21 protein-coding genes and 2 pseudogenes are annotated in these 25,055 nt (G+C 68.0%); 9 read left to right on the plus strand and 14 right to left on the minus strand.

Annotated features, from left to right (window positions below; translation table 11 throughout):
• Window positions 1–35: 35 nt before the first annotated feature.
• The 7 genes and pseudogenes from ACFY12_RS07815 to ACFY12_RS07845 form a co-directional block, all read left to right on the plus strand.
• Window positions 36–776, plus strand: a complete 741-nt coding sequence (locus tag ACFY12_RS07815; protein ID WP_066936342.1) for a CRISPR-associated endoribonuclease Cas6 — start codon at window positions 36–38, stop codon at window positions 774–776.
• Window positions 773–2,257: a hypothetical protein gene (locus ACFY12_RS07820; RefSeq protein WP_390714841.1), complete on the plus strand. Its 1,485-nt coding sequence runs from the start codon at window positions 773–775 to the stop codon at window positions 2,255–2,257. The genes ACFY12_RS07815 and ACFY12_RS07820 overlap by 4 nt, the downstream gene beginning before the upstream one ends.
• A 127-nt stretch (window positions 2,258–2,384) precedes the next feature.
• Window positions 2,385–3,428, plus strand: coding sequence for a type I-B CRISPR-associated protein Cas7/Cst2/DevR (gene cas7i, locus ACFY12_RS07825; protein WP_390714842.1), 1,044 nt, complete (start codon window positions 2,385–2,387; stop codon window positions 3,426–3,428).
• Window positions 3,425–4,081, plus strand: a complete 657-nt coding sequence (gene cas5 / locus ACFY12_RS07830) for a CRISPR-associated protein Cas5 (RefSeq protein ID WP_390714843.1) — start codon at window positions 3,425–3,427, stop codon at window positions 4,079–4,081. The genes cas7i and cas5 overlap by 4 nt, the downstream gene beginning before the upstream one ends.
• An 88-nt stretch (window positions 4,082–4,169) precedes the next feature.
• Window positions 4,170–6,545, plus strand: a complete 2,376-nt coding sequence (gene cas3 / locus ACFY12_RS07835; RefSeq protein WP_390714844.1) for a CRISPR-associated helicase Cas3' — start codon at window positions 4,170–4,172, stop codon at window positions 6,543–6,545.
• A 24-nt stretch (window positions 6,546–6,569) separates the two neighbouring features.
• On the plus strand, window positions 6,570–6,719 hold the full coding sequence (locus ACFY12_RS07840) for an Imm49 family immunity protein (protein WP_390714845.1): 150 nt from the start codon (window positions 6,570–6,572) through the stop codon (window positions 6,717–6,719).
• Between the two features lie 28 nt (window positions 6,720–6,747).
• Window positions 6,748–6,964, plus strand: a pseudogene (locus ACFY12_RS07845) (heavy metal translocating P-type ATPase); the annotation flags it as partial.
• A gap of 104 nt (window positions 6,965–7,068) precedes the next feature.
• Here ACFY12_RS07845 and ACFY12_RS07850 read toward each other — a convergent pair.
• The 3 genes and pseudogenes from ACFY12_RS07850 to ACFY12_RS07860 all read right to left on the minus strand — a co-directional run bounded on the left by ACFY12_RS07850 (window position 7,069) and on the right by ACFY12_RS07860 (window position 8,305).
• Window positions 7,069–7,704, minus strand: a complete 636-nt coding sequence (locus tag ACFY12_RS07850; RefSeq protein WP_390714846.1) for a class I SAM-dependent methyltransferase — start codon at window positions 7,702–7,704, stop codon at window positions 7,069–7,071.
• A gap of 185 nt (window positions 7,705–7,889) precedes the next feature.
• Window positions 7,890–8,090 (minus strand): annotated as a pseudogene (locus ACFY12_RS07855) (LLM class flavin-dependent oxidoreductase); the annotation flags it as partial.
• Complete coding sequence (locus tag ACFY12_RS07860) at window positions 8,078–8,305, minus strand: hypothetical protein (RefSeq protein WP_390714847.1); 228 nt, start codon at window positions 8,303–8,305, stop codon at window positions 8,078–8,080. The gene ACFY12_RS07860 and the pseudogene ACFY12_RS07855, both read right to left, overlap by 13 nt.
• A gap of 29 nt (window positions 8,306–8,334) precedes the next feature.
• On the opposite strand from ACFY12_RS07860, the gene ACFY12_RS07865 reads away from it, so the two are divergent.
• Window positions 8,335–8,844 carry a cation:proton antiporter gene (locus tag ACFY12_RS07865; protein ID WP_390714848.1) on the plus strand — a complete coding sequence of 170 codons (510 nt, stop codon included), beginning with the start codon at window positions 8,335–8,337 and terminating at the stop codon, window positions 8,842–8,844.
• A 389-nt stretch (window positions 8,845–9,233) separates the two neighbouring features.
• On the opposite strand, the gene ACFY12_RS07870 is transcribed toward ACFY12_RS07865, so the two are convergent.
• The 3 genes from ACFY12_RS07870 to ACFY12_RS07880 all read right to left on the minus strand — a co-directional run bounded on the left by ACFY12_RS07870 (window position 9,234) and on the right by ACFY12_RS07880 (window position 12,966).
• Window positions 9,234–10,070: a GIY-YIG nuclease family protein gene (locus ACFY12_RS07870; protein ID WP_390714849.1), complete on the minus strand. Its 837-nt coding sequence runs from the start codon at window positions 10,068–10,070 to the stop codon at window positions 9,234–9,236.
• Between the two features lie 443 nt (window positions 10,071–10,513).
• The gene (locus tag ACFY12_RS07875; protein ID WP_390714850.1) at window positions 10,514–11,764 is read right to left on the minus strand and encodes an IS701 family transposase; all 1,251 of its coding nucleotides are present in this window, start codon (window positions 11,762–11,764) and stop codon (window positions 10,514–10,516) included.
• Between the two features lie 80 nt (window positions 11,765–11,844).
• Window positions 11,845–12,966, minus strand: a complete 1,122-nt coding sequence (locus ACFY12_RS07880) for an IS630 family transposase (protein WP_390714851.1) — start codon at window positions 12,964–12,966, stop codon at window positions 11,845–11,847.
• A gap of 96 nt (window positions 12,967–13,062) precedes the next feature.
• Between ACFY12_RS07880 and ACFY12_RS07885 the strand changes: the two genes are divergently transcribed.
• Window positions 13,063–13,887 carry a DUF4253 domain-containing protein gene (locus ACFY12_RS07885; RefSeq protein ID WP_390714852.1) on the plus strand — a complete coding sequence of 275 codons (825 nt, stop codon included), beginning with the start codon at window positions 13,063–13,065 and terminating at the stop codon, window positions 13,885–13,887.
• Window positions 13,888–13,945: 58 nt separating this feature from the next.
• On the opposite strand, the gene ACFY12_RS07890 is transcribed toward ACFY12_RS07885, so the two are convergent.
• From ACFY12_RS07890 to ACFY12_RS07925, 8 genes are all read right to left on the minus strand, one after another.
• Entirely contained in the window at window positions 13,946–14,341 is a 396-nt protein-coding gene (locus ACFY12_RS07890; protein WP_390714853.1) for a DUF5958 family protein, read from the minus strand.
• Window positions 14,338–14,994 carry a Fic family protein gene (locus ACFY12_RS07895; protein WP_390714854.1) on the minus strand — a complete coding sequence of 219 codons (657 nt, stop codon included), beginning with the start codon at window positions 14,992–14,994 and terminating at the stop codon, window positions 14,338–14,340. Before ACFY12_RS07895 ends, ACFY12_RS07890 begins: the two co-directional genes overlap by 4 nt.
• Window positions 14,991–15,662, minus strand: a complete 672-nt coding sequence (locus ACFY12_RS07900) for a hypothetical protein (RefSeq protein ID WP_390714855.1) — start codon at window positions 15,660–15,662, stop codon at window positions 14,991–14,993. The genes ACFY12_RS07895 and ACFY12_RS07900 overlap by 4 nt, the downstream gene beginning before the upstream one ends.
• Window positions 15,663–19,442: 3,780 nt before the next feature.
• Window positions 19,443–21,284 (minus strand): acyltransferase family protein, encoded by a 1,842-nt coding sequence (locus ACFY12_RS07905; protein ID WP_390714856.1) that lies wholly within the window; start codon window positions 21,282–21,284, stop codon window positions 19,443–19,445.
• A gap of 8 nt (window positions 21,285–21,292) precedes the next feature.
• Entirely contained in the window at window positions 21,293–22,360 is a 1,068-nt protein-coding gene (locus tag ACFY12_RS07910) for an LCP family protein (RefSeq protein ID WP_390714857.1), read from the minus strand.
• A gap of 225 nt (window positions 22,361–22,585) precedes the next feature.
• Entirely contained in the window at window positions 22,586–23,845 is a 1,260-nt protein-coding gene (locus tag ACFY12_RS07915; RefSeq protein WP_390714858.1) for an ATP-binding protein, read from the minus strand.
• A gap of 2 nt (window positions 23,846–23,847) precedes the next feature.
• Window positions 23,848–24,564, minus strand: a complete 717-nt coding sequence (gene cseB, locus ACFY12_RS07920) for a two-component system response regulator CseB (protein ID WP_390714859.1) — start codon at window positions 24,562–24,564, stop codon at window positions 23,848–23,850.
• 50 nt (window positions 24,565–24,614) lie between these two features.
• Window positions 24,615–24,863, minus strand: a complete 249-nt coding sequence (locus tag ACFY12_RS07925) for a hypothetical protein (protein ID WP_390714860.1) — start codon at window positions 24,861–24,863, stop codon at window positions 24,615–24,617.
• Window positions 24,864–25,055: the final 192 nt, after the last annotated feature.

Genomic DNA, 25,055 nt, shown 5'->3' on the forward strand with positions numbered 1-25,055 from the left:
CCGAGGCCACAACCAGCAGAAAGGAGGGAAGAAGCATGCGCCTACGGGTCACTATCAGCACCCGGGCCCGGGAAATCCCCTGGGATCAGGTCCAGGCCCCCGGACGCGGCGTGTTCTACGAGGCCCTGGAACGCCAGGACCCCCAGCTCGGAGCCACCATCCACGCCAACGGATGGGGTCCACACGGCATCGCACCGTTCGGCCACTCCGCGCCTACCTTCCCCACCCCCAAGCGTCAAGAAGGCAAGTACGTCGCCGGCGGCACCGGCACCGTGGAATTCGGCAGCCCAATCCCGGAGATCATCACCGCGCTGGCGAAGGACTTCACCACCATCCCTGTCCTGGACTGGGGCGGCACCGCGCTGAAGGTGGAGAAGACGACCGTCGTCGATCCTCCTGCATTCGCCTCCGGCCGCGGGCGGTTCCGCACCATCAACCCCATCACCGTCAAGGCGGAGGCCACCCGTACTCCCGAAGGCCGCGTCATCCGCGGAAAGCACCTCCTGCCCGGCGAGCCAGGTTTCGACGTCGCGTTGCAGCACAGCATCCGCCGCAAGTGCGAAACCTTCGGCCACGGCAGCGATGTCCAGCTCGAAGGAATCACCTGGATCGGCCCGAAGCGGTCCTTCGCCGTCACCGGCCACGGCCACTGGGGTAAGAAGCTCGGCGCGCCCATCGAGGTAGAGGTCAGCGGACCGCCGGCCGCACTTCAGGCGCTGTGGTCCACCGGCATCGGCGGATCAACCGCCTCGGGCTTCGGGTGGGTGGTCGCATGACCACCACTACGTCCCGCGCCGACGGCCAGTACACCCTCCGCGACACCCCTCACCCTCTGGCCCGTATCGGGGCCCACGTCATCGCGTCCTTCGCCGATGTCGAGACCCCCGCAATGGTCACCAGCGCACTCTTCCAGGAGGTCATGAGCCGGCTGATGGACGCCGCTGTCACCGCAGCGCTGCTGCGCGACGGTAAGGCGGAGAACGGCTTCCTCCTCAAGTGCTCGCACAGCCTGTGGCCGAACAGCGACATGAACCACCCGTTCAACGCCAAGCGCGACGACACAACCGTCACGGAAAAGGTCCGCACCTGGCGCACAATGCCCGCACCGGACACGTGGCCCGGCGCCGCCTGCGCTCTCTGCGGACATCAGGCCGTCGGCTTCTACGGCAAAGCGGACATGATGCTCGCGGCGTCCGTGGACTACCGCAACACCACTCCCCGCAGACATGCCGGCACCGCCCTGTGCTGGCCGTGCATCTGCTGCTTCTACGCGGCCCCCTACGGCTGCTACCTCACCGGAGGACGCACCGAAGCCCTCCATACCTGGGACGACGGCTTTCTCGCGGAAGCCGTCGACCTTCAGGTCTCCCGCAACGAGATGCTCATGATCACCGGGAAGAGAGCCTCTCGCACCAAGGCCGAGACCCTCGCCCTCCAGACGCTGCGCCGCTACGACCACGAAACCACCGCTGGTATCGAACTGGTCATCTTCAATAACCACAACAAGGGGCAGGCACTGGACACTTACGCCGTCGACCAGCCCTTGGCCGAATGGCTGCGGAAGTCCTCCCGCAGAGACGCCCACCGGGATGGATTCCCCACTCTCGTCCGGGCTTTCACCACCCCCGAACCCGCCGGCAAGAGCGGTGGGCAGAAGACCAACGCCACCACCTCCGGCGTGGAAAACCTCGCCTGGGCCTGCTTCCACCGCCCCTGGACCATCCCGCGGCGCCTGACCAGCTACATCGTCGGCCGCTCGACAACCCTCGAAGGTCCCACCCGCGAAGCACCCCCCGCCGCCAACCTCCTCACCACCTACCTGCACGAGGTACTCAACGTGAACGAAACGGACCTCCAGGAGATCCGCGACACCGCCGCCCGCATCGCCCTCCTGTTCACCGAAGACGACCCCGGCGGCAAACTCACCGGCTTCTACACCCTCTTCCAGCGCGGCAACAGCGCCCGCCTGCGCGCCTGGCTACAGCGCCACGGCATCACCTGGATCCTGGACCGCCCCACCGACGAGTCCGAACTCGTCACCAGCCGCGGCTTCGAGATCCTCTTCAGCCCCGCCCCTGACTCCTACTCCTGGTACTACCGCGAATACCTCCTCGCCTGCACCATCTCCGCCCTCTTCCAACGCGGATGGCGGCCCCGCGACGCCGAGAAGGCCGCCCAGGACTTCGACCCCGACACGATCACCGCCAAGGACATCGCCGTCCTCGACGGCACCGAAGCCGACCCGGCCGCCGTATAGCCGCCCCCGCCCGCAAGCGCCTCTACCTGTAGGCGGACAGCACGCCTGAGGACCACCGTGCACGGCGTCCTCGACGGCCTCAACACCGGAGCCACCGCGCCAACCTGATCACGAAGGAGATCACCAAGTGACGTACCTCGCAGGCAAGATCGCGTTCGACATCAACGCCGGCGCCCCCAACAACGGCGAAGGCGAAGACCAAAAGGGCCGCGTCAAGCAGATGCGCGTCGGCCGCGACGTCTACCCCTATCTCGCACCCCAGGCCGTACGTCGCTGGCTGCGCGACAGCGTCCCCGCTGACGAGCCCCGCTCCCGCGTCTTTCGCACCGGATCCGGACAGAAGCAGCAGGCGTTCACCCAGGGCCGGCCCGACAAGTACTTTGACGACGACCTCTTCGGCTACATGGTCGCCCTCAAGGACAGTGAGCGGAAGAAGGACCCCGCCCTCCCCGAGACCTGCCAGCGCGACACCGTCCTCGCCACGGGCACCTTCGTCGCCGTCGTCCCCAACAACCCCACCATGGACTTCGGCACCATGACCCGCGGCTTCGACGCCGGCGAGAACCCGGTCATCCACCAGCACGAGTTCTACACCGCCGTCTGCGCCGGAGACGTCCTCCTCGACCTGCCCCGCGTCGGTGTCTTCGAGACCGACGGCGGCGGCCTGAAGGTGGCCCTCGGCAAGCAGGCCGCGCAGGAAGCCAAGGACGCAGGCGCCACCGAGACCACCCTGCGCGGCACCGCCGCGCTCGCCCTCCCCCTCGAGGAACGCCGCCGCCGTACCGCGCTCATCCTCCGCTCCCTCGCCACCATCCAGGGCGGCGCCAAGCACAACGCCCATTACGGCGACCGCACCCCCGCCTTCCTCGTCCTGGCCCCCATGAAGGGCGGCAACAACCCCTTCACCCGGCTGCTCCAAAACCAGCTCGGCAAGGTCACGTTCTCCGCCACCACCCTCGAAGCCGAGATCACTGCCTGGGAAGACCAGCTCGATGGCCCCGTCCGCATCGGATGGGCCCCCGGCTTCCTCACCGACCAGCGCGAGAAGGCCCTCACCCACTTCGCCGGAAACGACCGCGTCACCATCGGCCACCCCCGCACCATCCTCAACGCCCTCGCCGACGAGATCACCGACAAGCAGCACGACGACTGGTTCCAGGACGCCCAGTGACCAGCATCGAAGCCCTCGAAGCAACCATCACCACACCCGTCGCTTCCTTCCGCAACCCCCTCTACACCGGCGTGCAGGTCACCCTTCCCTGCCCGCCGCCCTCCACCATCGGCGGCATGCTCGCAGCCGCCGCCGGAAGCTGGGACAAAGTCCCCCACGACTTCCGGTTCGCGGCCGCCTTCCACGCCGAAGGCCGCGGCACCGACCTGGAGACCTACCACCCCCTGCCCACAGCCCGGAAACCCGGAAACTACGGGCCCCAGAACCGCGAATTCCTCGCCTTCACCACCCTGAAGATCTGGATCCTCGACGACCTCGACCACTGGGAACACCGCCTGCGCCGCCCCGTGTGGCCGATGCGCCTGGGCCGCTCCCAAGACCTCGCAGCCCTCACCACCCGCCGCACCGCTCTCACCACCACCCCCGGTGAACAACGCGGCGCCCTGATCGCCGACCACCCGGCCGCCGGCGGAACCAGCCTGCGCATACCCACCGCGATCACCCTCGACCGAGGCCGCACCCTGTGGGGCTCCTACCGCTACGACCCCACCGGACACGCCACCGCCACCGTCCCCGACAGCTACAGCACCCCCACCGGACAAGCCGTAGCCCTCCTGCCCCCCACCCACCCGGCCACCGCCGAACCCGTCTGACGCAATACGTCAAGGGCGGTGCCAGACACCAACCCACGTGCCTGGCACCGCCCTTGACGTCCCCAGCCCACGCCGCATGGAGCCTGATATGACAGACCTCCGCGACATCAACGCAAAAAGCGCCCGCGGAAACCGGCCCCCCGAACGACTCACCACCCATCTCGACCTCACCGAGAAGAGCGCCGCCCTCATCCAGCAGCGCACCGGCCGCATCGACGCCGCCCACACCGTCATCCCCGACTTCTGGACCATCGCGCGCCTGGCCTGCCTGTTCCACGACTGCGGCAAGATCAACTGCGAGTTCCAACGCCAACTAGCCGAAACCGGCTACTTCTGGGCCGAACGCCACGAAGCGCTCTCCCTGGGATACCTCCACCTCATCCCCGACTCCACCCACCGCGCATGGGCCGCCGTCGGCATCGCCACCCACCACCGCGCCCTCACCGGAGAAAACGCACGCAAGACCACCCTCGCCACCCTCTATCAGGGCACAGACCTCACCGAATGGCGCGACCGCTTCGAACCCCTCCCCGAGGCCACGGCCGAACAGCTCGCCCACTGGCTCCACGAAACCGCCACCCGTCGCGGCCTGCCCACCACCGCCCCCACCGCCGGGCACAGCTACACCACCACCGCACACACCGAATTCACGGCCTTCCTGGCCACCTGGCGCCGTCGCACAAACCCCGCCACCGGCCTTGCCGCCGTCCTCCTCCAAGGCGCCGTCACCTACGCCGACCACCTCGCCTCCGCCCACGGCACCCTCAACATGACCCAGCCCATGAACGCCGACTTCGCCCGCACCATCAAGGAAGCCTTCCCCCTCAAACCCCACCAGGAGCGCGCAGCGAAAACCCCCAGCCACCTCATCCTCCGCGCCCGCACCGGCAGCGGAAAAACCGAAGCCTCCTGGCTCTGGTGCTGCCAGCAGGCAGCCCTCCTCCAAGCCGAAGGCCGCGGCACCCCCCGCGTCTTCTACACCCTGCCCTACCTCGCCAGCATCAACGCCATGACCACCCGCACCACCGAAAAACTCGGCCGCGAAGGGCTCGTCGGCCCCGACCACTCCCGCGCCGGCGACTACTGGCTCCAGCAGTTCTGCTGTCCCGACGACGACGAAACCACCCGCGTCCAAGCCGCCCGAGACGCCACCCACCGCAAAGCCGCCACCAAACTCTTCAAAGAAACCATCCGCATCACCACCCCCTACCAACTCCTGCGCGCCGCCCTCGTCGGCGCCGCATACTCCTCCCGCCTCATCGACGTAGCCAACTCCGTCTTCGTCTTCGACGAACTCCACGCCTACGACACCAAACGCCTCGGCTACATCCTCGCCATGATGCAAACCCTCGAAGAACTCGGCGGACGCATCGCCGTCCTGTCCGCCACCATGCCCGACGCCCTCACCACCCTCATCACCGAAACCCTCACCGGCGACGTCACCTGCGACGACGACTCCGACAGCACCCAACAGCCCCGCCACCGCATCGAAACCCGCAACCACCACATCACCGACCCCGCCGCCCTCACCGAAATCACCCACCACCTCCGAGCCGGCGAATCCGTCCTCGTCATCGCCAACAACGTCGCCCACGCCCAACAGCTCTACGACAACCTCACCGCCGCCCTCCCCGACCACCACGGAACCCTCCTGCACTCCCGCTACAAGCGCGGCCACCGCGGCACCATCGAAAAAGCCATCACCGACCGCTACGGAACCGACCAGACACGGAACAAAACCCGCAAGGGCGGCTTCGTCGTCGCCACCCAAGTCGTCGAAGTCAGCCTCGACGTCGACTTCGACGTCCTCTTCACCGCCTGCGCCGACCTCGAAGCCCTCGCCCAACGCTTCGGACGCATCAACCGCATCCGCGCCCGCGAAGCAGCGCCCGTCATCATCCACACACCCCGCTACAAGCAACGCCGCGGACAACCCGGCCTCTACTGCGACGGCATCTACCCCCACGACCCCGTATCCGAGACCTGGACAATTCTCAACGAAAACACAGGCAACGAAATCGACGAAAACGAAATCACCCACTGGCTCAACCGCATCTACAACACCACCTGGGGCCACAAGTGGCGCCAAGAAGTCCTCCGCCACCGCGACGATTTCCGCCGCGCCTTCCTCACCTTCAAACGCCCCTTCGACGCCCGCGACCAGCTCGAAGAACGATTCGACGAAATGTTTGACGGCCTCGAAGCAGTCATGGAAGAAGACCTCAAAAACTACAAGGAAGCCCTCCACCAGGACGTAGACGCCGACGGCAAACCAAGAATCTCCGGCCAGCTCCTCGCATCCGAATACCTCATCCCTCTCCCTCACTGGGGATCCGCCAAAGCCGCCTACGACACAAACCTCAAGGTCCACGTCATTCGAGGCGCATACAGCGACACCGACGGCCTCAAGGCAATCCACAACCCCGGCGGCGACACCGGCTACCAGCTCGACCAACTCACATAGGCCCGTCCTCGTGACAACTACCGAGTGGCTGATCGCGCGGACGACTGCGATGCCGCCATCAACCTTGACATCCTGGCCCTGACCTGCCACGTCCGCCACAGGGGCTGGAACATCCAGGTCGAGTCCCCTTACCTGCCGCAACGGCTCATCCAAGCAGGAGGTGTCGCTGCGTGACGCCAGCGTCGGGAGGCGGTGACGCTGTGCCGCCGCTCTTGTGCAGGCCGATCTCGGCCTGGCCATGGGCACCGGCGCCGCGAACCGCCTCCGACCTCACCCTGGTGAGCGGCGACCTGCGGACCGCGGGCGACGCCATCCGGCTGGCTCGCAGAACCCCGCGAACCATCAGGGCCAACCTGTTCTGGGCCTTCGCCTACAACGTCGCCGCGCTGCCGTTGGCTGCGTTCGGCATGCTCAGCCCCTGAACCGCTGACGGCTGACGATCACCAACGGCCGATTCCTCCAGCGCCCGATTCTGTGATCTTCCGGAGGAACCGGATCGCTCGTCACCTCCGTCCTCTGACGCCTACGGGAGGCTGGTGGGCTTGCGGGCAGCGAGGCGCTCGACAATGCCGAGCTTGAAGCGGTCCCGCTGCTCGATGGGCAGGCCCGCCGCCTGAATATGCCGGAGCGGTCGGCGCAGCAGGTGCTCGCCGCCGAGCGGAACGGTGATGAGTTCGATGAGCCGCTGGAGTGCGCGGACGGGCCAGACAGAGCTGGGCACGTGGTCCAGGAGGAGGAGCCGGCCGCCGGGCTTGAGCACGCGGTTCATCTCGGCGATGGCGCGCTGGTCGTCGGGGATCGCGCACAGCGCCAGGGTGCACACCACGGTGTCGAAGGAGGCGTCGGGGAACGGCAGGGCCTGGGCGTCGCCTTCTCGCAGGTCTGCGGGCCGGCCGAGTTCGTCGGCGCGGCGACGGGCGACGGCCAGCATTTCCGGGCTCCACTCGATGCCCGTCAGCCGGACGCCGGGAGGGTAGAGAGGAAGGTTCAGGCCGGTGCCGACAGCCACCTCCAGTACATCGCCGCTGGCCTGGGAGCAGACCCAGGTACGGCTTTCACCGAACAGGGTGCGGTCGAAGAACCGCATCTGCCGGTCGTAAGAGCGGGCGTGCTTGTCCCAGTAGCGGCGCAGCCGCTCGCTGTCCTTTGGCTCGGGCACAGCGTCATCCTCTCCGCTACGGGCCCCTCCCGCACCTCATGGTTCGCCCGCCGGACGCCCGGCCGGGGAACGTTCCGGCCGGGCGTCGTGGCGCGGCGCTTTGGGAGGCGACGGCGGCGCCCCCGGCAACCCCGGCCAACGGGGGGCGGAGGTCTACGTCGAGCCGTCGAAGGTCGTTCGGTGGCCGTGGCCGCCGCGGTGAGGGCGAGCAGGGGGTTCATCCGTGAGCGGGCGAGGGGGGATTCCCCCGCCCACACGGAGTCGAACCCGCGCTCCTCGGCCATCGCCGCGATCGAGGCCAGGTTCTCGGGGTACGGGCCCTCGTCCACCACGGACTCCCGTCCGGGCAGCACGATGCCCACCTTCAGGCCGCTCACCGGCTCCACCCCACGCCCGGCACGATCCCCTCGATCTCAACGAGAAGGTCGTCACAGCAGACCGCGACGTTGAGGTACTTCACCTCAACACCAGGACCAAACGCTTCCTCACACGCCACACGTACCGCCGGCAGGTCACTGTCATGTCGTACATACGCCTTGATGAGCCGTAGCTCCTGCAACTCGTACCCCTGTGCCGGGCTCTTCCTGTCCGCGAGCGCCACCGTCTGGATCGGCGTCCACGCGGCACTGGGTGTCTTCGCCTTCGGCGTCCGCCATGCCGCGCCTGGACCCCGCCGTCCAGGCCGCCGTCGCCGCGCCCCTGCACCAGATGGGATCCCTCCTGCTGGCCGCGTTCTTCGTGGTCACCGGCCTCTCCGCTGACCTGACCACCCTAAGCGGCCTGGGCGTCCTCAGCGCGGGGCTCCTGCTGCTCGCCGCCTGGGCGAGCAAGTTCGTCGGCGCCGCCCTCGCCCACCGCGCCTTCGGTGCCACCTGGCGGGAGGCGGGGACGGTCGGTGTCCTGCTCAACTGCCGTGGCGTGACCGCACTCATCGTCCTGGCCATCGGCCGCCAGGCCGGGCTGATCGGCGACAAGCTGTTCACCATGCTCGTCCTCATCGCGCTCCTCACCACCGCCGCTCTCCCCCCTCACCCGCCTCCTCAACCCCCGCGCCAACACTCCGCCCCAGCCACGGCACCTGCGGATTCGCGCTGCGGCCCGCGCCCGCGTAGTCATCGTGGCCGGAGAAGAGATAGGTGAAGGTCTCGATCAACCAGCGGAAGGCGATCGAGCCGAGCCCGGCGCCCGCGCCAACTGTCGCAGCGAGGACGAACAGGCCAAGCCCACCACGGCAAGTCATACGTCGCAGTCACGGTGACCCGCCCGCCGCAAACCCGCTGGTCGCGCCCGTTCCCAATGGTTGGACCCCCTGCCGGGGGCATCTCTAATGAGGTACCACAGACCCCCACTACCAGCGAGTTCGCTGAGTTCGGGGGTCCTCGCGTATGGGCAGGCGGATGCCACGCTGAGCGGCATGGCGGGGGCTGCGACGTACTTGCGGGATGGATCTTGGACAATTTCTGCAGGTCGCCCAGAGAAATGGGGAAGCCCCGGGGAAACCCAGAAGCTTGGAGCGTAGCGCCGCGTGGTCAGCGAGCAGGTGGGGTGATTTCAGTGTGCTCAGTATCGTTGTAGCGGCGAAGGAAGTGGCGCGCGGTCGTGTCGATCTCTGCGACGGCATCGGAAAAGCCCTGGAAGCCAAACCACTCACCGTGGGTACACAGCTTCGCGAAGTGGTTGTGCAGGTGTCGCTCTAGCGGGTATCCGCCACGAGCACTCCAACGGAGTTCCAGCCTGGCCGCGGATCCCACCTGCAGAGACTTTATGCGTTGAGTAATGTCCTTTGCGACTCCGATCTTGATCGATTCCGGATTGTCATCGGTCGATATGGCGTAGACCCACCGATGGTCGAACCGTTCCTGCTTGCGCGCGGAGGGGGACGAGGGCTGCTCCATGGCCTCAATGAGTTCGTCGTACTCGCGGTCCATGCGTTCGTTGATCACAGTCGCGAGACGGTTCAGGTAGTCGCGGGCTTCTTCCGCAGCGATTGCTCCACTCGCAATCAGGTCAAGGAGCTCGACCACAGCCGGAACTTCGATGTCCGTGCCGTAGCTCGGAGCGTCCTGCCGCACGTCGCTTCCCCTGAGCCCCCAGTTCAAGGAGACGCTTTCGATACGGTGACCGCCCACGTTCAACTGAACGGTGAAGGATTGAGCCACAGAGGGTCCTTTCAAGCAAAGCCTGCAAGCTGTCTGATGCTGGGCGATGCCATCGTCCTTGATCCCTCTGACAATGGCGGCCGCGAACGGGTAGTGCCATCGCCCCCACCGGCACACGACTGAGCGGTGTGCGTCGTGAAATTGCAGGTCACGAGCCTGGTGTGCGCGGCGTCGGGAGTGCTTGGGCTGGTCGGCGGCGATGTCCATGGTGAAGATCGTCTGACGGTCGGCCGGGAGGGTTACCTGGTCCTGCTGCGCCTGCGTGAGTGGGCCACCTACGATCCTTCACCACGTCGGTACGCCGGAGGTCGTGGAGAGGTGTGGGGAAGTCCGATCTGGAGCGGATCACCGCTTGCCGTAGCGAACTGGACACGTTCGCCAAGGAGTTGGCCAAGCGGCTTCAGGAGGTCGGGGCCGAGCGGGAGGTTGGGGATCGCCGAGCGGGTCCTGCGCCGCCTGTTTGCACAAGACAGGTTCGATACGGGGGGCTGCTGAGGCGGCGGTTCCGGTGAAAGCGTGGAACAACGACGAAGCGCTAGTAGGGCTTGGTCAGGTTGGTGTCGCGGTAGGTATGTCGCGGTGGCAGGTGGGGCAGATGCCGGCCCAGACGGTGAGGAGTGTCTGTAGCTCGCGGACGATCTGGTAGAGGCTCAGCCCTGAGCCGCGCCTTTTGGGTCTCTTGTCAGCCGTTGCAGTGTGCAGAAGGCGTGCGCGACGGAGACGAGAGTGACGTGATGGTGCCAGCCGTTCCACGTGCGGCCCTCGAAGTGCGCAAGTCCCAGAGCCTGTTTCATCTCGCGGTAGTCGTTCTCGATGCGCCAGCGGAGCTTGGCCAGCCGCACCAGAGAGGCCAGCGGCATGCCGGAAGGCAGGCTGGACAGCCAGAACTGCACTGGCTCGGGCTCGGTTGCGGGCCATTCGGCCAGCAGCCACCGCTCAGGCAGTTCGGGGCCGCAGGTGGCCTGGCGGATCTCGCGCCCGGCGGGCCTGATCCGCAGGGCGACGAAACGCGAGTACATGCGCTTGAACCCGCTCTGGCCCTTGCCCGGCCGGGAACCCTCACGCCAAGACACCGGCCTGGCCGCCTCCCGGCCGGCCGCGACCACCAACTCCTTCACCGTCATGGGCTTGTCCGGGTACTTCGCCACCGGCGGGCGGCCGCTGCCCTGGTAGGGCGGGGTAACAGGTCTCGCGTGTCCGAGATGGGCACTGATCCGGGAGGAGATCCCAACGGCATAGGCCAGGTCACGTTCCTCCAGGCCCAGACGGAAGGCGGTGGCATCACCGTAGCCGGCGTCCGCGACGACCAGCGGAACATCCACGCCCCAACTGCGCGACTCATCGATCATGTCCAGGGCCAGCTGCCACTTCTCCACATGCCCGACCACGGCGGGGATCTGGCAACGCTCCCGGCGGGCGACCTTGTCCGTATCCGCCTCCGACGAGGCGGGATCCCAGGCAGCGGGCAGGAACAGACGCCAGTCCACCGGCGCCGAGGCGTGGTCGGCGGCCAGGTGCAAAGACACCCCGGCCTGGCAGTTGGTGACCTTGCCCGCGGTCCCGGTGTACTGCCGCGACACACACGCCGAGGCGTCCCCGTCTTTGAGGAAGCCGGTGTCGTCGACGATCAAAGCCGTCGGCCCGATCGCCTCCTGCATCGTCCAGGCCAGGCGGGCACGCACGTGCGCCGGATCCCACGGGCTGGAGGTCACGAAGTGCGCAAGCGCCTGCCGGTTGCCGTCCTCGCCCAGCCGGGCAGCCATCGGCTCCACCGACTTGCGCCGCCCGTCCAGCAGCAGCCCGCGCACATACGCCCGCCCCCAACGCCGCTGATCAGCACGCGAAAACGCCTCAAACAACTCTGCCGTGAACGTCTCAAGGCCCTCCCGGACCTCAGCCATCTCTTCAGGTGTCACACCACACCAACGCCACCCACAGACAGGCGGACACGCCACCCACGGGCGAACCTGACCAAGCCCTACTAGTGTCCTGCGCCAGAGATCCGTCGGCAGAATTGGGCGAGGGAGTCGAGGATCTCCTCGGCCGTTTTCGTCCAGATGAACGGCTTCGGGTCCTCGTTCCAGTCCTTGACCCACGCGCGGATGTCGGCCTCAAGTGCCTGGACGTTCTTGTGTGCACTGCGGCGAATCTTCTGGTCAGCCAAAAAGCCGAACCATCGCTCGACCTGGTTGATCCAGGAGGAGCCGGTCGGAGTGAAGTGCATGTGGAACCGTGGGTGCTTGGCGAGCCACGTCTTGATCGCGGGCGTCTTGTGAGTGCCGTAGTTATCGCAGATCAAGTGGATCTGGAGATGCGCGGGCACCTCCTTGTCGATCCTGATCAGGAACTTCTTGAACTCCGCTGCTCGGTGCCGGCGGTGCAGGGCACTGATGACCTCGCCGGTGGCCACGTCGAACGCGGCAAAGAGGGTGGTCAGGCCGTTGCGGACGTAGTCGTGGGTGCGCCGCTCGGGCATGCCCGGCATTATCGGCAGCACCGGCTGAGACCGGTCCAGCGCCTGGATCTGGGACTTCTCATCGATCGAGAGGACCACGGCGCCCTCGGGCGGGTTGAAATACAGACCGACGACGTCGTAGACCTTCTCCACGAACAGCGGGTCCGTCGACAGCTTGAAGGTGTCCGTCAGGTGCGGCTTGAGCTGGAACTTGCGCCAGATCCGGCCGACGGTGGACTTCGACAGGCCGCTGTGCTCTGCCATCGACTTCCGCGACCAGTGGGTGGCGTTCTTCGGGATCTCCTCCAGCGTGGTGACTACGACCGCCTCTACCTGGTCAACGCTGATGGTGGGAGGCCGGCCCGGCCGCGGCTCGTCGGCCAGGCCGTCCAGCCGATCCGCCAGGAACCGGCGCCGCCACTTGCGGACGGTGTCGGCGGCCACCCGCAACTCGCGCGCGACCGCGACGATCGGCGGGATCTCCGGGCCTGCGCACGCCAGCACGATCCGCGCGCGCAGGGCGAGCGCCTGGGCCGACGACGCCCGCCGCATCCACCGCTCCAACACCGCCCGCTCGTCATCAGACAACAGCAACGGTTCCAGCTTGGGGCCCCGACGAGGAACTGACGTACCAGCAGCAGAAGTCACGCAACTACTAACGATCAACTACTGGCGCAGGACACTAGATGCCTGTCGCTGCTGAGCAGGCGACCCTTGTCAGCGCACCCGGTTAGGGTGCCCGCCATGAACGTGGGACACCTGATCGCATTGCTCGCCGATTCTGCTGAGTGTCGCCTTCCGCCCGGTCGGATGGTCACGTCCGATGTAGGCGACGGAGACGTACAGCCCCTGTGGCTCAGTGACGGGCCGGCCGCGATCGAGCTGTGGACGCGGATGCACGCCGAACACGCACGTTCCGGCCTGTGGCCGCTGCTGCTCGACTCGCTGGATCCGAGCGACGGCGAATTTCGCCCGTGGGGATCCGGAGAGGTCTTTCCCGAGCAGATGTCCTCCACGGCGAGCCACGACTCTGCCGGCCTCCTCACGCGGTGGTGGGATGCCTACACAGCGGTCGACGAAGACGACATGATCGACGCCGACAGGCGCCTCGCCGTCACGGCTCCCTTCGGGCAGACCTGGCCCGGTCTCGCGCCCAGTCGGGAGACGACAACGAACCCCGATCAACTGGTCGGCGAGTTCGCGCAGGCGTTCCTCGCTGACCGCCCCCAGACGCGTCTGGGGCTCGTCGCCGCAGCATCCGGTGCCGAGGCGCTGACGGCCGCGGGCTGGGCCGGCCCCTGCAACTACGACAACGACACCGCGAAGTTCTCCGCGGTCGTCCGAGGTTGGGAGCATTGGTTCGGTGCTCGTGTCGTAGCGGTCGGCTTCTCCACGCTGCACCTCAGCGTCGCCTCGCCTCCAGCGGACGAGCACGAGGCTCTCCTGGTCGCGGCCGAGCACTTCGCCTTCTGCCCGGACAACATTTGGCAGGGCAGCAGGCCATACACACTGGCCGCATACGCCGAGCGGATCATCGGTGCCCACCACTGGGACTTCTGGTGGGACTGATCCGCTACACGGAAGACGTTCGACTGGGCAATGGCCTTCAGAGTGCGGTGCTGGGTTGTCAGGCGACGGACAGTCTGTGCCACCAGTGACTGCAGCCGCCGGAGCAGAAGCGCTCGCGGCGCCGTGTGTCGGCGATCGAGAGCACTGCGATCAGCAGCCTGAACGCCTTGCGGCGCTCGTCGAGAGGCGCGAGACCGGCGATCTTTCCCAGTTGCTCGTCGATCCGGCCTTGTGAGATCAACACTGCGGGCGTATGCGTCGGGCGCAGCTCAGCACGGCGGATGCTCTCCGGCGCATCCTCGGCGACGGCGCGCGCCTGAACGCAGTGATGGCGCAGGAACAGCAGCACCTCAGACTGCTCATCCTGGCCGAGGACGTCGAACCATTCGATGCCCTCTGACATAGGGCGCAGCCCCTGCGCGAGCTCGTTGAGCAGGACATCGCGTTCGTTCATGACTGCCTCCCGTGGGACAGACGCCGCTTCGCAGCGGTGATCAGGATTCCGAGCAACACCGCCAGATCGGCCGCGCCCTCGGCGTCGTCGGCCCAGCGGGTGGTCTGCAGTGGTTGAACCTGGTCGAGTAGGACGCCTTCCCGCGCCAGGACGAAGGCCAACGCCAGCATGGCCGCGCGCGCGTTGCCGTCCGCGAACGGATGGAAGAAGAGCGTGTCCAGGTAGGCCCGGGCAGCACGTGACGGGAGGGGTAGATCCGGTTGAGCGCTCTCGGACAGACAGCGCTCGAATCGCGCCGGCGTATCGGGTGCCAGGCCGTAGCGCTCCCGTCCGCCCTTCGCGAAGGCCGGCATCGTGCGGAAACCGACGAGGTCGTGGCCCAGCACGGTCCGCTGCCACTTCGCCATGAGGGCGAAGGTCAGCGGCCTGCCCTGCTCAGCGTCGGCGAATGCCCAGTCGAGGGCGGTCAGGATCCGCGCGGTTCCCCCGCTGTCACGTCCGCCTCGCGTTGCCGTGAAGAAAGTCCGGAAGCCGTCGTGGGCCGGCGCTCCGGAGGCGAGGCATGCGCCGCGCCAGGACGGCCAGGAGATCTTCGGCCGGATGAGCAGCCAGTCGGCGAGGCTGTCCTTCGGCCGGCCGGGCGCGGAAGTCATCTGATGCCGCCCACGCCTCTGGCGAACCGCGAGCTCACTGCGTCGACCACCGGAACGTCAGGTGTGATCCAACTGCCGAACTGGCCGCCGACCGCGTTCTTGACGATCTCCTGAGCCTGTCCCTCGTCGATGCCGTTGTAGGCGAGAAACCATCGGAGGACTTGCATGCAATGCCCGTACCAGCCGCTCTCGGCCTGGGTGCGGTCAGCCACCACGGTGACCAGGCGTGTGCACGCCCGCTCCCAGTGCCAGAGGTCCGCCGAAGACACGGGCGTGTCATCCGGCGGAGCCAGGTCCGCGAACCGTTCCGCCAGGTCCTCAAGCCAGCCGCGCCATTCCTGAAGGGCCTCAACTACCAGACGGGCAGTCGCATCCGGGGTCGTCACAGAGTCGGATGAACAGCACCACGCCCCGACGACACCTCCGTCGACGTCACCCTCGCCAACCGACCAGTTCCATCCGCAGGCCCACCGGCCGTACCGGCCCGCCAGGAACTCGGTGACAGGATCCAGCGAACGCCAGCGATCCTCGCGAGCGACTTCAGCGCTGGGCAGCAAGGACGCGACAAGGCTCGCCAACTCCTCCGCTCCATCGTCGTCCATCTCGAACGGATGTCGAGCCGGATCCACGTCTGCCCACGTCAGGGTATGTGCCCACAGTTCACTCACCGTCCCACTCTGCCTTGTGTAACCACCCTGGCTCCACTCCATATCGAGTGGCCGCCCCGAACGCGGGAAACGATCTTCGGCCAATTGGGAAGCGATCTTCAATCGCTTCTGTCCCACCTGATCAGCAGCACTCGTGAACACCCCGACCCCGCTACAGCAGCTGCAACTCACCCCTCATCACCGGCATGTGTGTATGGTGCGTGTCGGGCCTGCCTCAAAGCGAAGGCGCACACATTGCGTCCCCTAACGGGCCAATCGGGCATGTACAGCGACGCCGGGCTGGCGAGATGTACGCGCCTACGGAAGGGTAGCCTCTCGCCAGGTCCAACTGGCCGGCCGAGTTCGCGGCCCCAGCCCACACGCAGACAGCCTCCAGCCGCAGAAGATGTCAGTGGGACGTGCAATCATTGCGTACTACCTTGCAGAGCCTGCTGTTTGAGAACTTCACATCACTCATTCGCCCCATATCAGGGGTTACATCCGAACTCTGCGGGTCACGTTGGAACCGCTCGGTGGGGCTCATTCGCCCAGCGGAGGGGTCCCAACCGCACGAGCACAGCGGTGGTGGCTGCGGTGGTCGTCAGTGCTCATCGCCTCTCGGAGGGGTATCAACGCGGGCTGCCTCCGCCAGGTCGGGATCCACCTCAAGTCCTCATCACCCCTGGGAGGGGCACCAACAGCTGCTTCATGTTCTGCATCGGAGTACGGCCCATGGTCCTCATCACCCCTGGAGGGGTACCAACATGCGCCACGACGGCGACCGCCATCCTCCGCCCGGCGGTCCTCCTCACCCCTGGAAGGGGTACCAACTCGGGGAGGTAGATGTCACCTCGGCAGGTGCGGCAGCTGTCCTCATCACCCCTGGGAGGGGTACCAACCTGAGCGTAAGGCTCTCGCGCGGGCTGGGCGTGGCCGTCCTCATCGCCCCTGGGAGGGGTACCAACACGCATTCGCCGAGCTGATCGGCCGGGCGCGTCAGCGTCCTCATCTCCCCTGGGAGGGGTACCAACTACAGCTCCTCCAGGATGGAGAGGGGCCACGTGCCGGACGTCCTCATCGCCCCTGGGAGGGGTACCAACGACCACGGCGGCCGGCGGGCGGGGGCCGACGTGCTCATCCTCATCGCGCCCTCATCGCCCCTGGCAGGGGTATCAACCACAACGCCGCGATCCGCTCGGCCCCGAAGACTTTCGTCCTCATCGCCCCTGGTATGGGGTATCAACGTGACGACGGGCAGCTGACCACCCGCCGGGTCGCTGGGCCTCATCGCCCCTGGGAGGGGTATCAACGAGTAGTCCACCGGCTGCCTGCCCACGTGGCCGTCTTGTCCTCATCGTCCCTGGGAGGGGTACCAACTACGTCCGGCCGGCGGCTCCCCGCCCGTGCCCCGCGGGTCCTCATCACCCCTGGAAGGGGTACCAACCCGTGTCACGGGAGATTCCGCCAGCTTTTGCCAGCTGTCCTCATCGCCCCTGGGAGGGGTACCAACTCCCAGAAAAGCTGACCAGCAGTCGGGGCGATAGCGCCCTCATCACCCCTGGGAGGGGTACCAACAGCAGGTTGATGCTGGTGCCGCCGGTACGGCTGAACGTCCTCATCACCCCTGGTAGGGGTACCAACGAGGAGCAGTAGCCCTGGCCCCGTCAGCCTCTGCCGACCTCATCGCCCCTGGTAGGGGTACCAACATGTTGGCGACGCGGGAGAACGAACCATCAGGGCATGTCCTCATCACCCCCTGGGAGGGGTGCCAACGCGTACATCGACTTGCCCGAGGCACCGGGGCCGAGTTCTCATCACCCCTCTGAGGAATACCAACAGGGCATCCAGGGCCGGGTCTTCGATCCAGCGGATCGTCCTCATCGCCCCGAGGAGGGGTACCAACAGCTTGGTGCCGGACAGGCCGGCGGCTCCGAGTTCGTGTCCTCATCACCCTGGGAGGGGTACCAACGGCACCCGCAGGCGCTTACGGTCATCCAGCCGCACCGTCCTCATCGCCCCTCAGACGGGTACCAACAGCTGGCGCGCACCAGGGTGGTCTCCTCGGAGACCTGCCGCACTCATCGACCTGGGAGGGGTACCAACAGGAGCTGGTGGGCGAGCGCGAGCTCGTCGTCAGCCCGTCCTCATCGCCCTTCGGAGGGGTACCAACGAGGCGCCGTTGGTGAGCCCGCCCCCGATCCCTCCCTTCCTCATCGCCCCTCGGAGGGGTACCAACACGGGATGTATCACCAGGCGCCGACGCTGTGCCACAAGTCCTCATCGTCCCTCGGAGGGGTACCAACCGTCGACCTTCACCACGATGACCACGGCGGCGTCCGGTCCTCATCGTTCCTGGGAGGGGTACCAACTCCGACTGCGGCTGCTCAGGCTCCGGAGCGGGCCGGGGTCCTCATCGTCCCTGGAGGGATACCAACGCGGCAGCGACCCCCAGTGGCTTTATCGACGACTCCCAACAGCAGTTGTCGACGACCGCGGGAGGCACCGGCTGCGCCGAGATGTCGTTGCCGATGGGTTCGGGAGGCAGTTGTGCCGACCGCGGTTTCGCCGGCGACGGCGAGGTCACGACCCCGTTCCTGGCTCCGTAGCCAGCGCTATTGTCGGTGCCCGCGGTGAGAGGCAGTCGGCCGGGCGCCGGTCGCTGCCACCGGCCGGTCGTCCCGTGCTCCCGTCCGCTGCCCTCCAGGTCGGCAGCCGTGGTGCCTCCGGAACTCGTCGAGAAACGCTGCTCTTCGGCGTGGACAAAGCCACTCCAGCCCCCCGCTCCTCCGGCAGTCCTCATCGTCCCTGGGAGGGGTACCAACGCCATGGCCGCGATCGCACCCGCCGAGTGCCGCACCCATCCTCATCGTCCCTGGGAGGGGTACCAACACTTGCTGTTCGCGGCTGGTGGCCCAGGGGAGTGGTGGTCCTCATTGCCCCTGGGAGGGGTACCAACCAGGAGGGCTTCTACCGCTACGAGGACGAGCCGCTGGTCCTCATCACCCCTCGGAGGTGACCGTCTTCGGCACCCCGTACCGCGACGGCAGCGGTGCGTTCCGCACGAGCGGTGACGCGGCTGGTGGCTCGCATAGGGGCTACGGCCCGGCATTGCCGACAGCGCCGCAGTCGAGCTCTGCGATCGGAGTAGTCAGCGACGCTGCGGCGAAGCAGGTCATTCATCGTTATAGCCAGCACATAGCCGCAGCCTGGAAGGAGGACGGCACGACCAGCTCTTGTCTCCGAATCTTCCCAGGACTTCCATGTGCCACTACGATGGAAAAAGCTCCAATTCGGCCGTGTTGGGACTACGCCAGCCGCAGCTTCCCGCGCATCACCGGCATGTGTGTAAGGTTCAACTCGGACCTCGGACACACACGCAAAAAGCCTGGTCAGTGCGCTGACCAGGCTTTTTGCGTGAGGGGGATGGATGGGCGGTCGAAATGGGCGCGCAGGCCATTGGCGGAGCAGTGCGCTGACCTGGGGTTTCTCCTGAGCTCCGTCGTGGGGGTTCGTGTCGGGCTCATGTGGGGATCGTGTGTGTTCAGGGCTTTGCGACCTCGTGCCGTCAGCGCTGTGACCTGCACTGTTGTCCGCGCGTGGCGTGGGGGTTCGTATCGGCGATGGGTTGCGGTTGGCGCCGAAGGAAATTCGGGAAATGCGACGCGAGTGCATCCTTCGGTATTGAAGAGTGGGTTGTCTGCCGGCTCGCCGTATGCCGCTCCGGAGCGGCGTGCACGCCAACGGATCCGGTCAGCGGCATACGGCATGCCGGTCCTCAGGAGCTCCTACGTGGACGCATCGTCAGCGGCTGCCCTTCAGTTTGGCCAGGGCTTCGGCGACGGTGTGGGCGTAGATCTTGCCGCCGCCGGGTCCGGGGTGGATGCCGTCGCTGGCGAGGAGGTCGGTGTGGCCGGAGATGGCCTGGTCCCAGTCGGCGACGGCGACATGGGAGGAGTTCTTCGCGGCCACGTCCTTGACGGCCTGGTTCACCTTGTCCTGCCAGCCCTGCTTGGGGGCGTGCACGGTGACCAGGACGATCCGTTTGTCCGAGCCGATGGCGTCGATGGCTGACTGGAGGTCCTTGGCCCCGCCGACCCCGTTCGTGCCGAGGCCGATGACCACGGCGTCGCCCAGCGGGCCTTTCTGCTTGATCGCGTCGATTTCCTTGGAAGCCGCAGAGAGCTGGCGGCTGACCTTGGCGTCGATGGCGATGCCGGGGAACTTCTGCTTCAGAGCCGGGGCCGCGGCGACCATCACCGAGTCGCCGATCGCGGTGACCTTTCCGGCGGCAGCGGCCGGGGAGCCGTCCTCCAGGGCGCGTTGGCCTTCCTTGACTTGATCGGCGCCGCTGTTGCCGTCCTTGGGGGCCGTGGCTACCCCGCAGCCCGCGACCACCACGGCCGCCACGGCGGTACCGGCCACGGCCCTGGTCCACAGCACCGCCCCGGTGCGCCGGGCAGTGGTGCCGGTCGCCAGGGCGCGGCGCAGCCGGTATGTGGCCGTACGGAATCCGTGGCGCCGTATGGGCTCTTCCACCAGCCGGTACGAGAGAGCCGCGAGGCCGACGGAGGCAACGGCCGCGGCGAGGGCGTTCAGGGGCACGTCGGCGGGCGTAGCACCATCCGGCGTGGCCAGCGCGATCGCGGGCAGGTGCCACAGGTAGATCCCGTAGCTGCGTTTGCCGATCCAGCGTAGCCAGGGTGCGCCCAGGGCCGGGCCGAGCAGGCCGAGGGGCTGCACGGTGGCGAGCACCGTGGCGGCGGAGGCGAGTGCGGCGACGGTGAAGCCGCCGGGGTAGAGGGCGTCGGCGCTCTGTGAGGCGGTGAGGGCCACAGCGACGAGGGCGGCCAGGCCCGCGGCGCCCGCCAGGTCCAACGGCCGTACAGTGCGCAGCAGTTTGCCGGGCAGCAGCCCCGCGGTGGGCCGTAGCAGGGCCAGCGCGGCGCCGGCCAGCAGGGGGAAGGTGTGGGTGTCGGTGCCGAAGTAGACCCGGGAGGCGTCTGTCCCCGGCGCGTACAGCAGGGCCATCGCGGTGCCGGAGGCAAGGGCCGCGGCGAGGACCAGCGCCACCCGTGCCCCCTTGCGGGGCACCGCCCGCAGGAGCACGAGCAGCGCCAGGGGCCATAGCAGGTAGAACTGCTCCTCCAGGCTGAGGGTCCACAGGTGCTGGAAGAGTGGTGGGGGTCCGAAGTGTGCGAAGTAGGAGGCGTCGGTGGCTATTTGCCACCAGTTGTTGGTGAAGGTGGCGGCGGAGAACAGGTCCCCAGCCGCGGTGGCCAGCCGGTGGGGGTGCAGCACGGTGGCGGCGCAGGTTGCGGTCAGCAGGACGAGGGCGAGGGCGGGCAGCAGCCTACGGGCCCGGCGTACCCAGAAGCCGCGTAGGTCGATCCGGCCGCCGCGGTGGTGTTCGGCCAGCAGCAGGTCGGTGATCAGATAGCCGCTGAGGACGAAGAAGACGTCGACGCCGAGGAAACCGCCGGGCAGCCAGGCCGGGTTGACGTGGTAGAGGACCACGGAGGTGACGGCGAGGGCGCGCAGGCCGTCCAGGCCCGGCGCGTACGGGCGCCGGGGCGGGGACGTATCCGGCCGGGGCGGGAAGAGCCGCAGGGTCTGATCGATGGGGGCGGAGTGGTGGTTGGCCATGGCGTGGCTCACCTCTCTTTCGTGGTCACGGGCGGTTGGGCGGTGTCGTCGCGTACGGCGGTGAAGAGGGTGTCCGCTTCGGGCTGTTTGACCGTGACGCGGTTGGGGTCCTTGGGGTACGGGCCGACGGGCAGCGTCCGGAAGGTGATCTCGTTCGGTTGCAGGTCCGCCAGGCTGCGGGCCAGGCCCAGCAGGGCCTGTGCCGAGCCCAGGGCCTTGTCGGTGGTCAGTGCGCTGGTCGCGGCGTCGGCGACCTTGTAGAGCCGCACCGGGTCGGTGAGCAGACCGGAGCCGCTCAGCTGCTGGGCGAGCGCGGCCATGAACGTCTGCTGGAGCTTGATCCGGCCCAGGTCGCTGCCGTCCCCGATGCCGTGCCGGGTACGGACCAGGCCGAGGGCCTGCTCGCCGTTGAGCCGGTGGCGGCCCGCGTCCAGGTCGAGATGGCTGTCCTTGTCGTGGATGGCCTTGTCGGTGGTGACGGTGACGCCGCCGACGGCGTCCACCAGCCCCTTGAACCCGGTGAAGTCGACGTCCAGGACATGGTCGATGCGGACCTTGCCGAGCCGTTCGACGGTCTTGACGGCGCAGGCCGAACCACCCACGGAGTACGCGGAGTTGAACATGGCCGCGGCGGCGTCCTGTGAGGTGTGGCCGTTCGGCAGCGGGCAGGCGGGGCGGGTGACCATGGTGTCGCGGGGGATGCTGACCACTGTGGCCTTGCGCCGTCCCTTGGCGAGGTGGACGAGCATCGCGGTGTCGGAGCGGGCGCCGCCGCCGTCCGCGCCGTACTCCGCGTTCTGTCCGGCCCGCGAATCCGAACCGAGCAGCAGGATGTTGAGCGAGCCGTCCGGGCCGCGGGCCGGACGGTCGGATCCCAGGGCGGCGTTCACGTCGGTGGTGGCGAGGTTGGCGTCGAGCCTGGCGTACAGCAGCCAGCCGCCCAGGGCCAGGACGGCAGCGAGGGACGTGGCCGTCCAGGCCAGACGACGCCTCTTGAGGCCCGGCCTGGGGCCCGCGCGCCGCCGTCCGTGCCCTCGCGTCGGCCGTCGTCTGGTCCGTGTGTGTGCAGCGCCCATGAAGAACACCTCCGAGTCCGTGGTGTGCGGATCTGGTCGCGGATGCGGGTCATCCGCGACGGCCGCAGCCATCGTGGGAGGTGAAGATCTCCGCCTGGAGATGGCGGGATATCCGCCGGTTCTAGGGCGTGTATAGGGTCTGCGAGGCGATGTATCGGTTCTGTAGGGCTGTGTATCAGTGGTGTATCGGTGCTGGACCTGGCGCAGGCGATGGGCGGGCGCGGGTCAGGACAGCGGGTGTTCGGGGAGCCGTACGGTGGCGATCGCGCCCCCGCCCGCCGCGTTGGCGAAGTCGAGTCCGGCGCCGATGACGTGCGCCTGGCCCAGGGCGATGGTCAGCCCCAGGCCGTGGCCGCGGCCGCGCTCCCGGGCGCCGGTACGGAACCGCTGCGGGCCGTCCGCCAGCAGCGCGCCGGGGAAGCCCGGGCCGTGGTCGCGTACGGTGATGGCCGCCCCTGCCACCGTCACCTCGACCGGTGGCCGGCCGTGCCGGTGGGCGTTGGCCACCAGGTTGGCCACGATACGGTCCAGCCGCCTCGGATCGGTCTCGACCACGGCCCCGTCGACGACCCGCACCTTGGCTTCAAGTCCCGTCCGCCGCACGCACTCCTCGATGAGCGGACCCAGCGGGCACGGTGCAAGATCCGCCCGCTCCACGCCCGCGTCCAGCCGGGAGATCTCCAGCAGCTCCTCGACCAGCGTGCGCAGGACCCGCACCCGGTCCCGTACGTAGCCTGCGGCCTCGCCCTCCGGCAGCAGCTCGGCCGAGGTGACCAGGCCCATCAGTGGTGTGCGCAGCTCGTGGGCGACATCGGCGGTGAACTGCTGCTCGCCGCGGAGCCGTTGTTGCAGCGAGGCCGCCATGGAGTCCACCGCGGTGGAGATCTCCGCGATCTCGTCGCCCGGCCGGTCACCCGCGCCGATGCGCGCGTCCAGGTCGCCGTCCGCGATCCGCCGCGCCGTCCCGGCCGCGTACCGCAGCTGCCGCGCCAGCCGCTCCGCGCTCAGCGCGCCCAGTGGCAGCACCACGCCGACGGCGATGAGCCCGGCCAGGCCCATGGTGGCGTCCAGCTGCTTGAGATTGCGCAGGTCGGCGCGCATGTCGACGTCGACGCTGAGCATCCGGTCGCCGACCGGCCGGGCGGCCCACATCGCCGGCCCGTACCGGTTCCGGCCGAACGCAGTGCCCTGATGGCCTCTGCGCACCAACTTCCGCAGTTCGTCCGGCACTTCGGGCGCATCGAGCCGGGCTCCCGACCCCTGGGTGCTGCCGGTCCGGGAGTAGGTGGTGACCGCCAGGTCGAGCTGGCGCTGCGCGGTGTCGCGGGCCTGGCTCAGGGCCCGGGCGTGGGTGGCCTGGTGCACCAGGACGCCGATCCCCACGGCCACGGCACAGACCGCGGCCGTCACCAGCGTGGCGACCCGCCAGCGCAGCGACCGCCGGCGCCTGGAGACCGACGCCGCCCGCACTCGCATCCCGATCATGATCAGCGCCGCATCTTGTAGCCGAACCCGCGCACCGTCTCGATCCGTTCGGCACCGATCTTCGCCCGCAGCCGCTGCACATGCAGATCGACCACGCGGCTGTCACCCTCCCAGGAGTAGTCCCAGACCTCGCGCAGCAGCGTCCGCCGGTCCAGCACGACCCCGACGTTCGCGGCGAACTCCAGCAGCAGCCGCAACTCGGTCGGGGTCAAGGAGACCGGCTTCCCGCCGCGGTGCACCTCCATCGCACCCGGGTCGATCGACACCTCGCCGAAGACCAGCACAGCGGGATCCGGCGCCCGCTCAGGTTGCCCATCGTCCTGCGCGGACGGGTGCCTGGCAAAGCTCGCCCGGCGCAGTAGCGAACGGATACGGGCCACCAGCACCGCGCTCTCCACCGGCTTGGTGACGTAGTCGTCCGCCCCCGCCTCCAGGCCCGACACCACATCCAGCGCATCGTCCCGCGCCGACATCATCAGGATCGGGACCAGACTGAACTCGCGGACGCGGCGGCACAGCCCGATCCCGTCCAGCTCGGGCAGCATCACGTCGAGCAGCAGCAGGTCCGGCTGCTCCTCACGGAAGCGCTCCAGGCCGGTGAGGCCGTCCTCGGCCACGGACACCTGGTATCCGTAGCGCTCAAGCGCCATACGTACCGTATTGCGGATCACCTCGTCGTCCTCGACGAGCAGCAGACGGGGCATGGAATCCTCGGTCATGGAATCTTCACAGCAATCGGCAGATGGTAGGGGCGAGGCGGGGGGCAGAGTCATTCGCCGGGCACGGGGACCAACACCTCGCCGTTCCAGCGGTAGCGAACCGTCGCCTTACGGCCCCCACCGGACTCGTCCACGACCAGGTCCCGGCCAACGGTGGCGGCGGCCATCTGTGACGGCCCCGCGTAGTCCAGTACCCGCCGCACCGAGTCCCCCGAAGCCGTGTACACCCACATCAACGTACGTCCGGCGTCGTCGAAGGCCAGCACCAGCTCGGGTTTCCCGTCGCCGGTGAGGTCCACATAGACGGGGCCCGCAACCGGCAGCGCGTACCAGGGCAGTCCCCCAGCGAGCCCTTCACCACTTCCGGCACACCGGGGTCTGCTCGGAGAAGCCGCTCCGGCGAGACCTTGCGCAGACCGCCGTCGGAGCCCCCGGGGACGGTGACATCCGGCACAGGCACGGCGGAAGGGGCGGGCCCGCTGCGGGACGGG

It is taken from the genome of Streptomyces sp. NPDC001339, assembly GCF_042895955.1.
Lineage (GTDB): Bacteria > Actinomycetota > Actinomycetes > Streptomycetales > Streptomycetaceae > Streptomyces.

Coding starts and splice junctions, on each gene's coding strand:
- ACFY12_RS07820 (WP_390714841.1), top strand. CDS start 773: ATGACCACCACTACGTCCCGCGCCGACGGCCAGTACACCCTCCGCGAC.
- ACFY12_RS07910 (WP_390714857.1), bottom strand. CDS start 22,360: ATGGGCGCTGCACACACACGGACCAGACGACGGCCGACGCGAGGGCAC.
- ACFY12_RS07890 (WP_390714853.1), bottom strand. CDS start 14,341: ATGAACGAACGCGATGTCCTGCTCAACGAGCTCGCGCAGGGGCTGCGC.
- ACFY12_RS07870 (WP_390714849.1), bottom strand. CDS start 10,070: ATGGACATCGCCGCCGACCAGCCCAAGCACTCCCGACGCCGCGCACAC.
- cseB (WP_390714859.1), bottom strand. CDS start 24,564: ATGACCGAGGATTCCATGCCCCGTCTGCTGCTCGTCGAGGACGACGAG.
- ACFY12_RS07885 (WP_390714852.1), top strand. CDS start 13,063: ATGAACGTGGGACACCTGATCGCATTGCTCGCCGATTCTGCTGAGTGT.
- ACFY12_RS07895 (WP_390714854.1), bottom strand. CDS start 14,994: ATGACTTCCGCGCCCGGCCGGCCGAAGGACAGCCTCGCCGACTGGCTG.
- ACFY12_RS07905 (WP_390714856.1), bottom strand. CDS start 21,284: ATGGCCAACCACCACTCCGCCCCCATCGATCAGACCCTGCGGCTCTTC.
- ACFY12_RS07875 (WP_390714850.1), bottom strand. CDS start 11,764: ATGGCTGAGGTCCGGGAGGGCCTTGAGACGTTCACGGCAGAGTTGTTT.
- ACFY12_RS07915 (WP_390714858.1), bottom strand. CDS start 23,845: ATGATCGGGATGCGAGTGCGGGCGGCGTCGGTCTCCAGGCGCCGGCGG.
- ACFY12_RS07815 (WP_066936342.1), top strand. CDS start 36: ATGCGCCTACGGGTCACTATCAGCACCCGGGCCCGGGAAATCCCCTGG.
- cas3 (WP_390714844.1), top strand. CDS start 4,170: ATGACAGACCTCCGCGACATCAACGCAAAAAGCGCCCGCGGAAACCGG.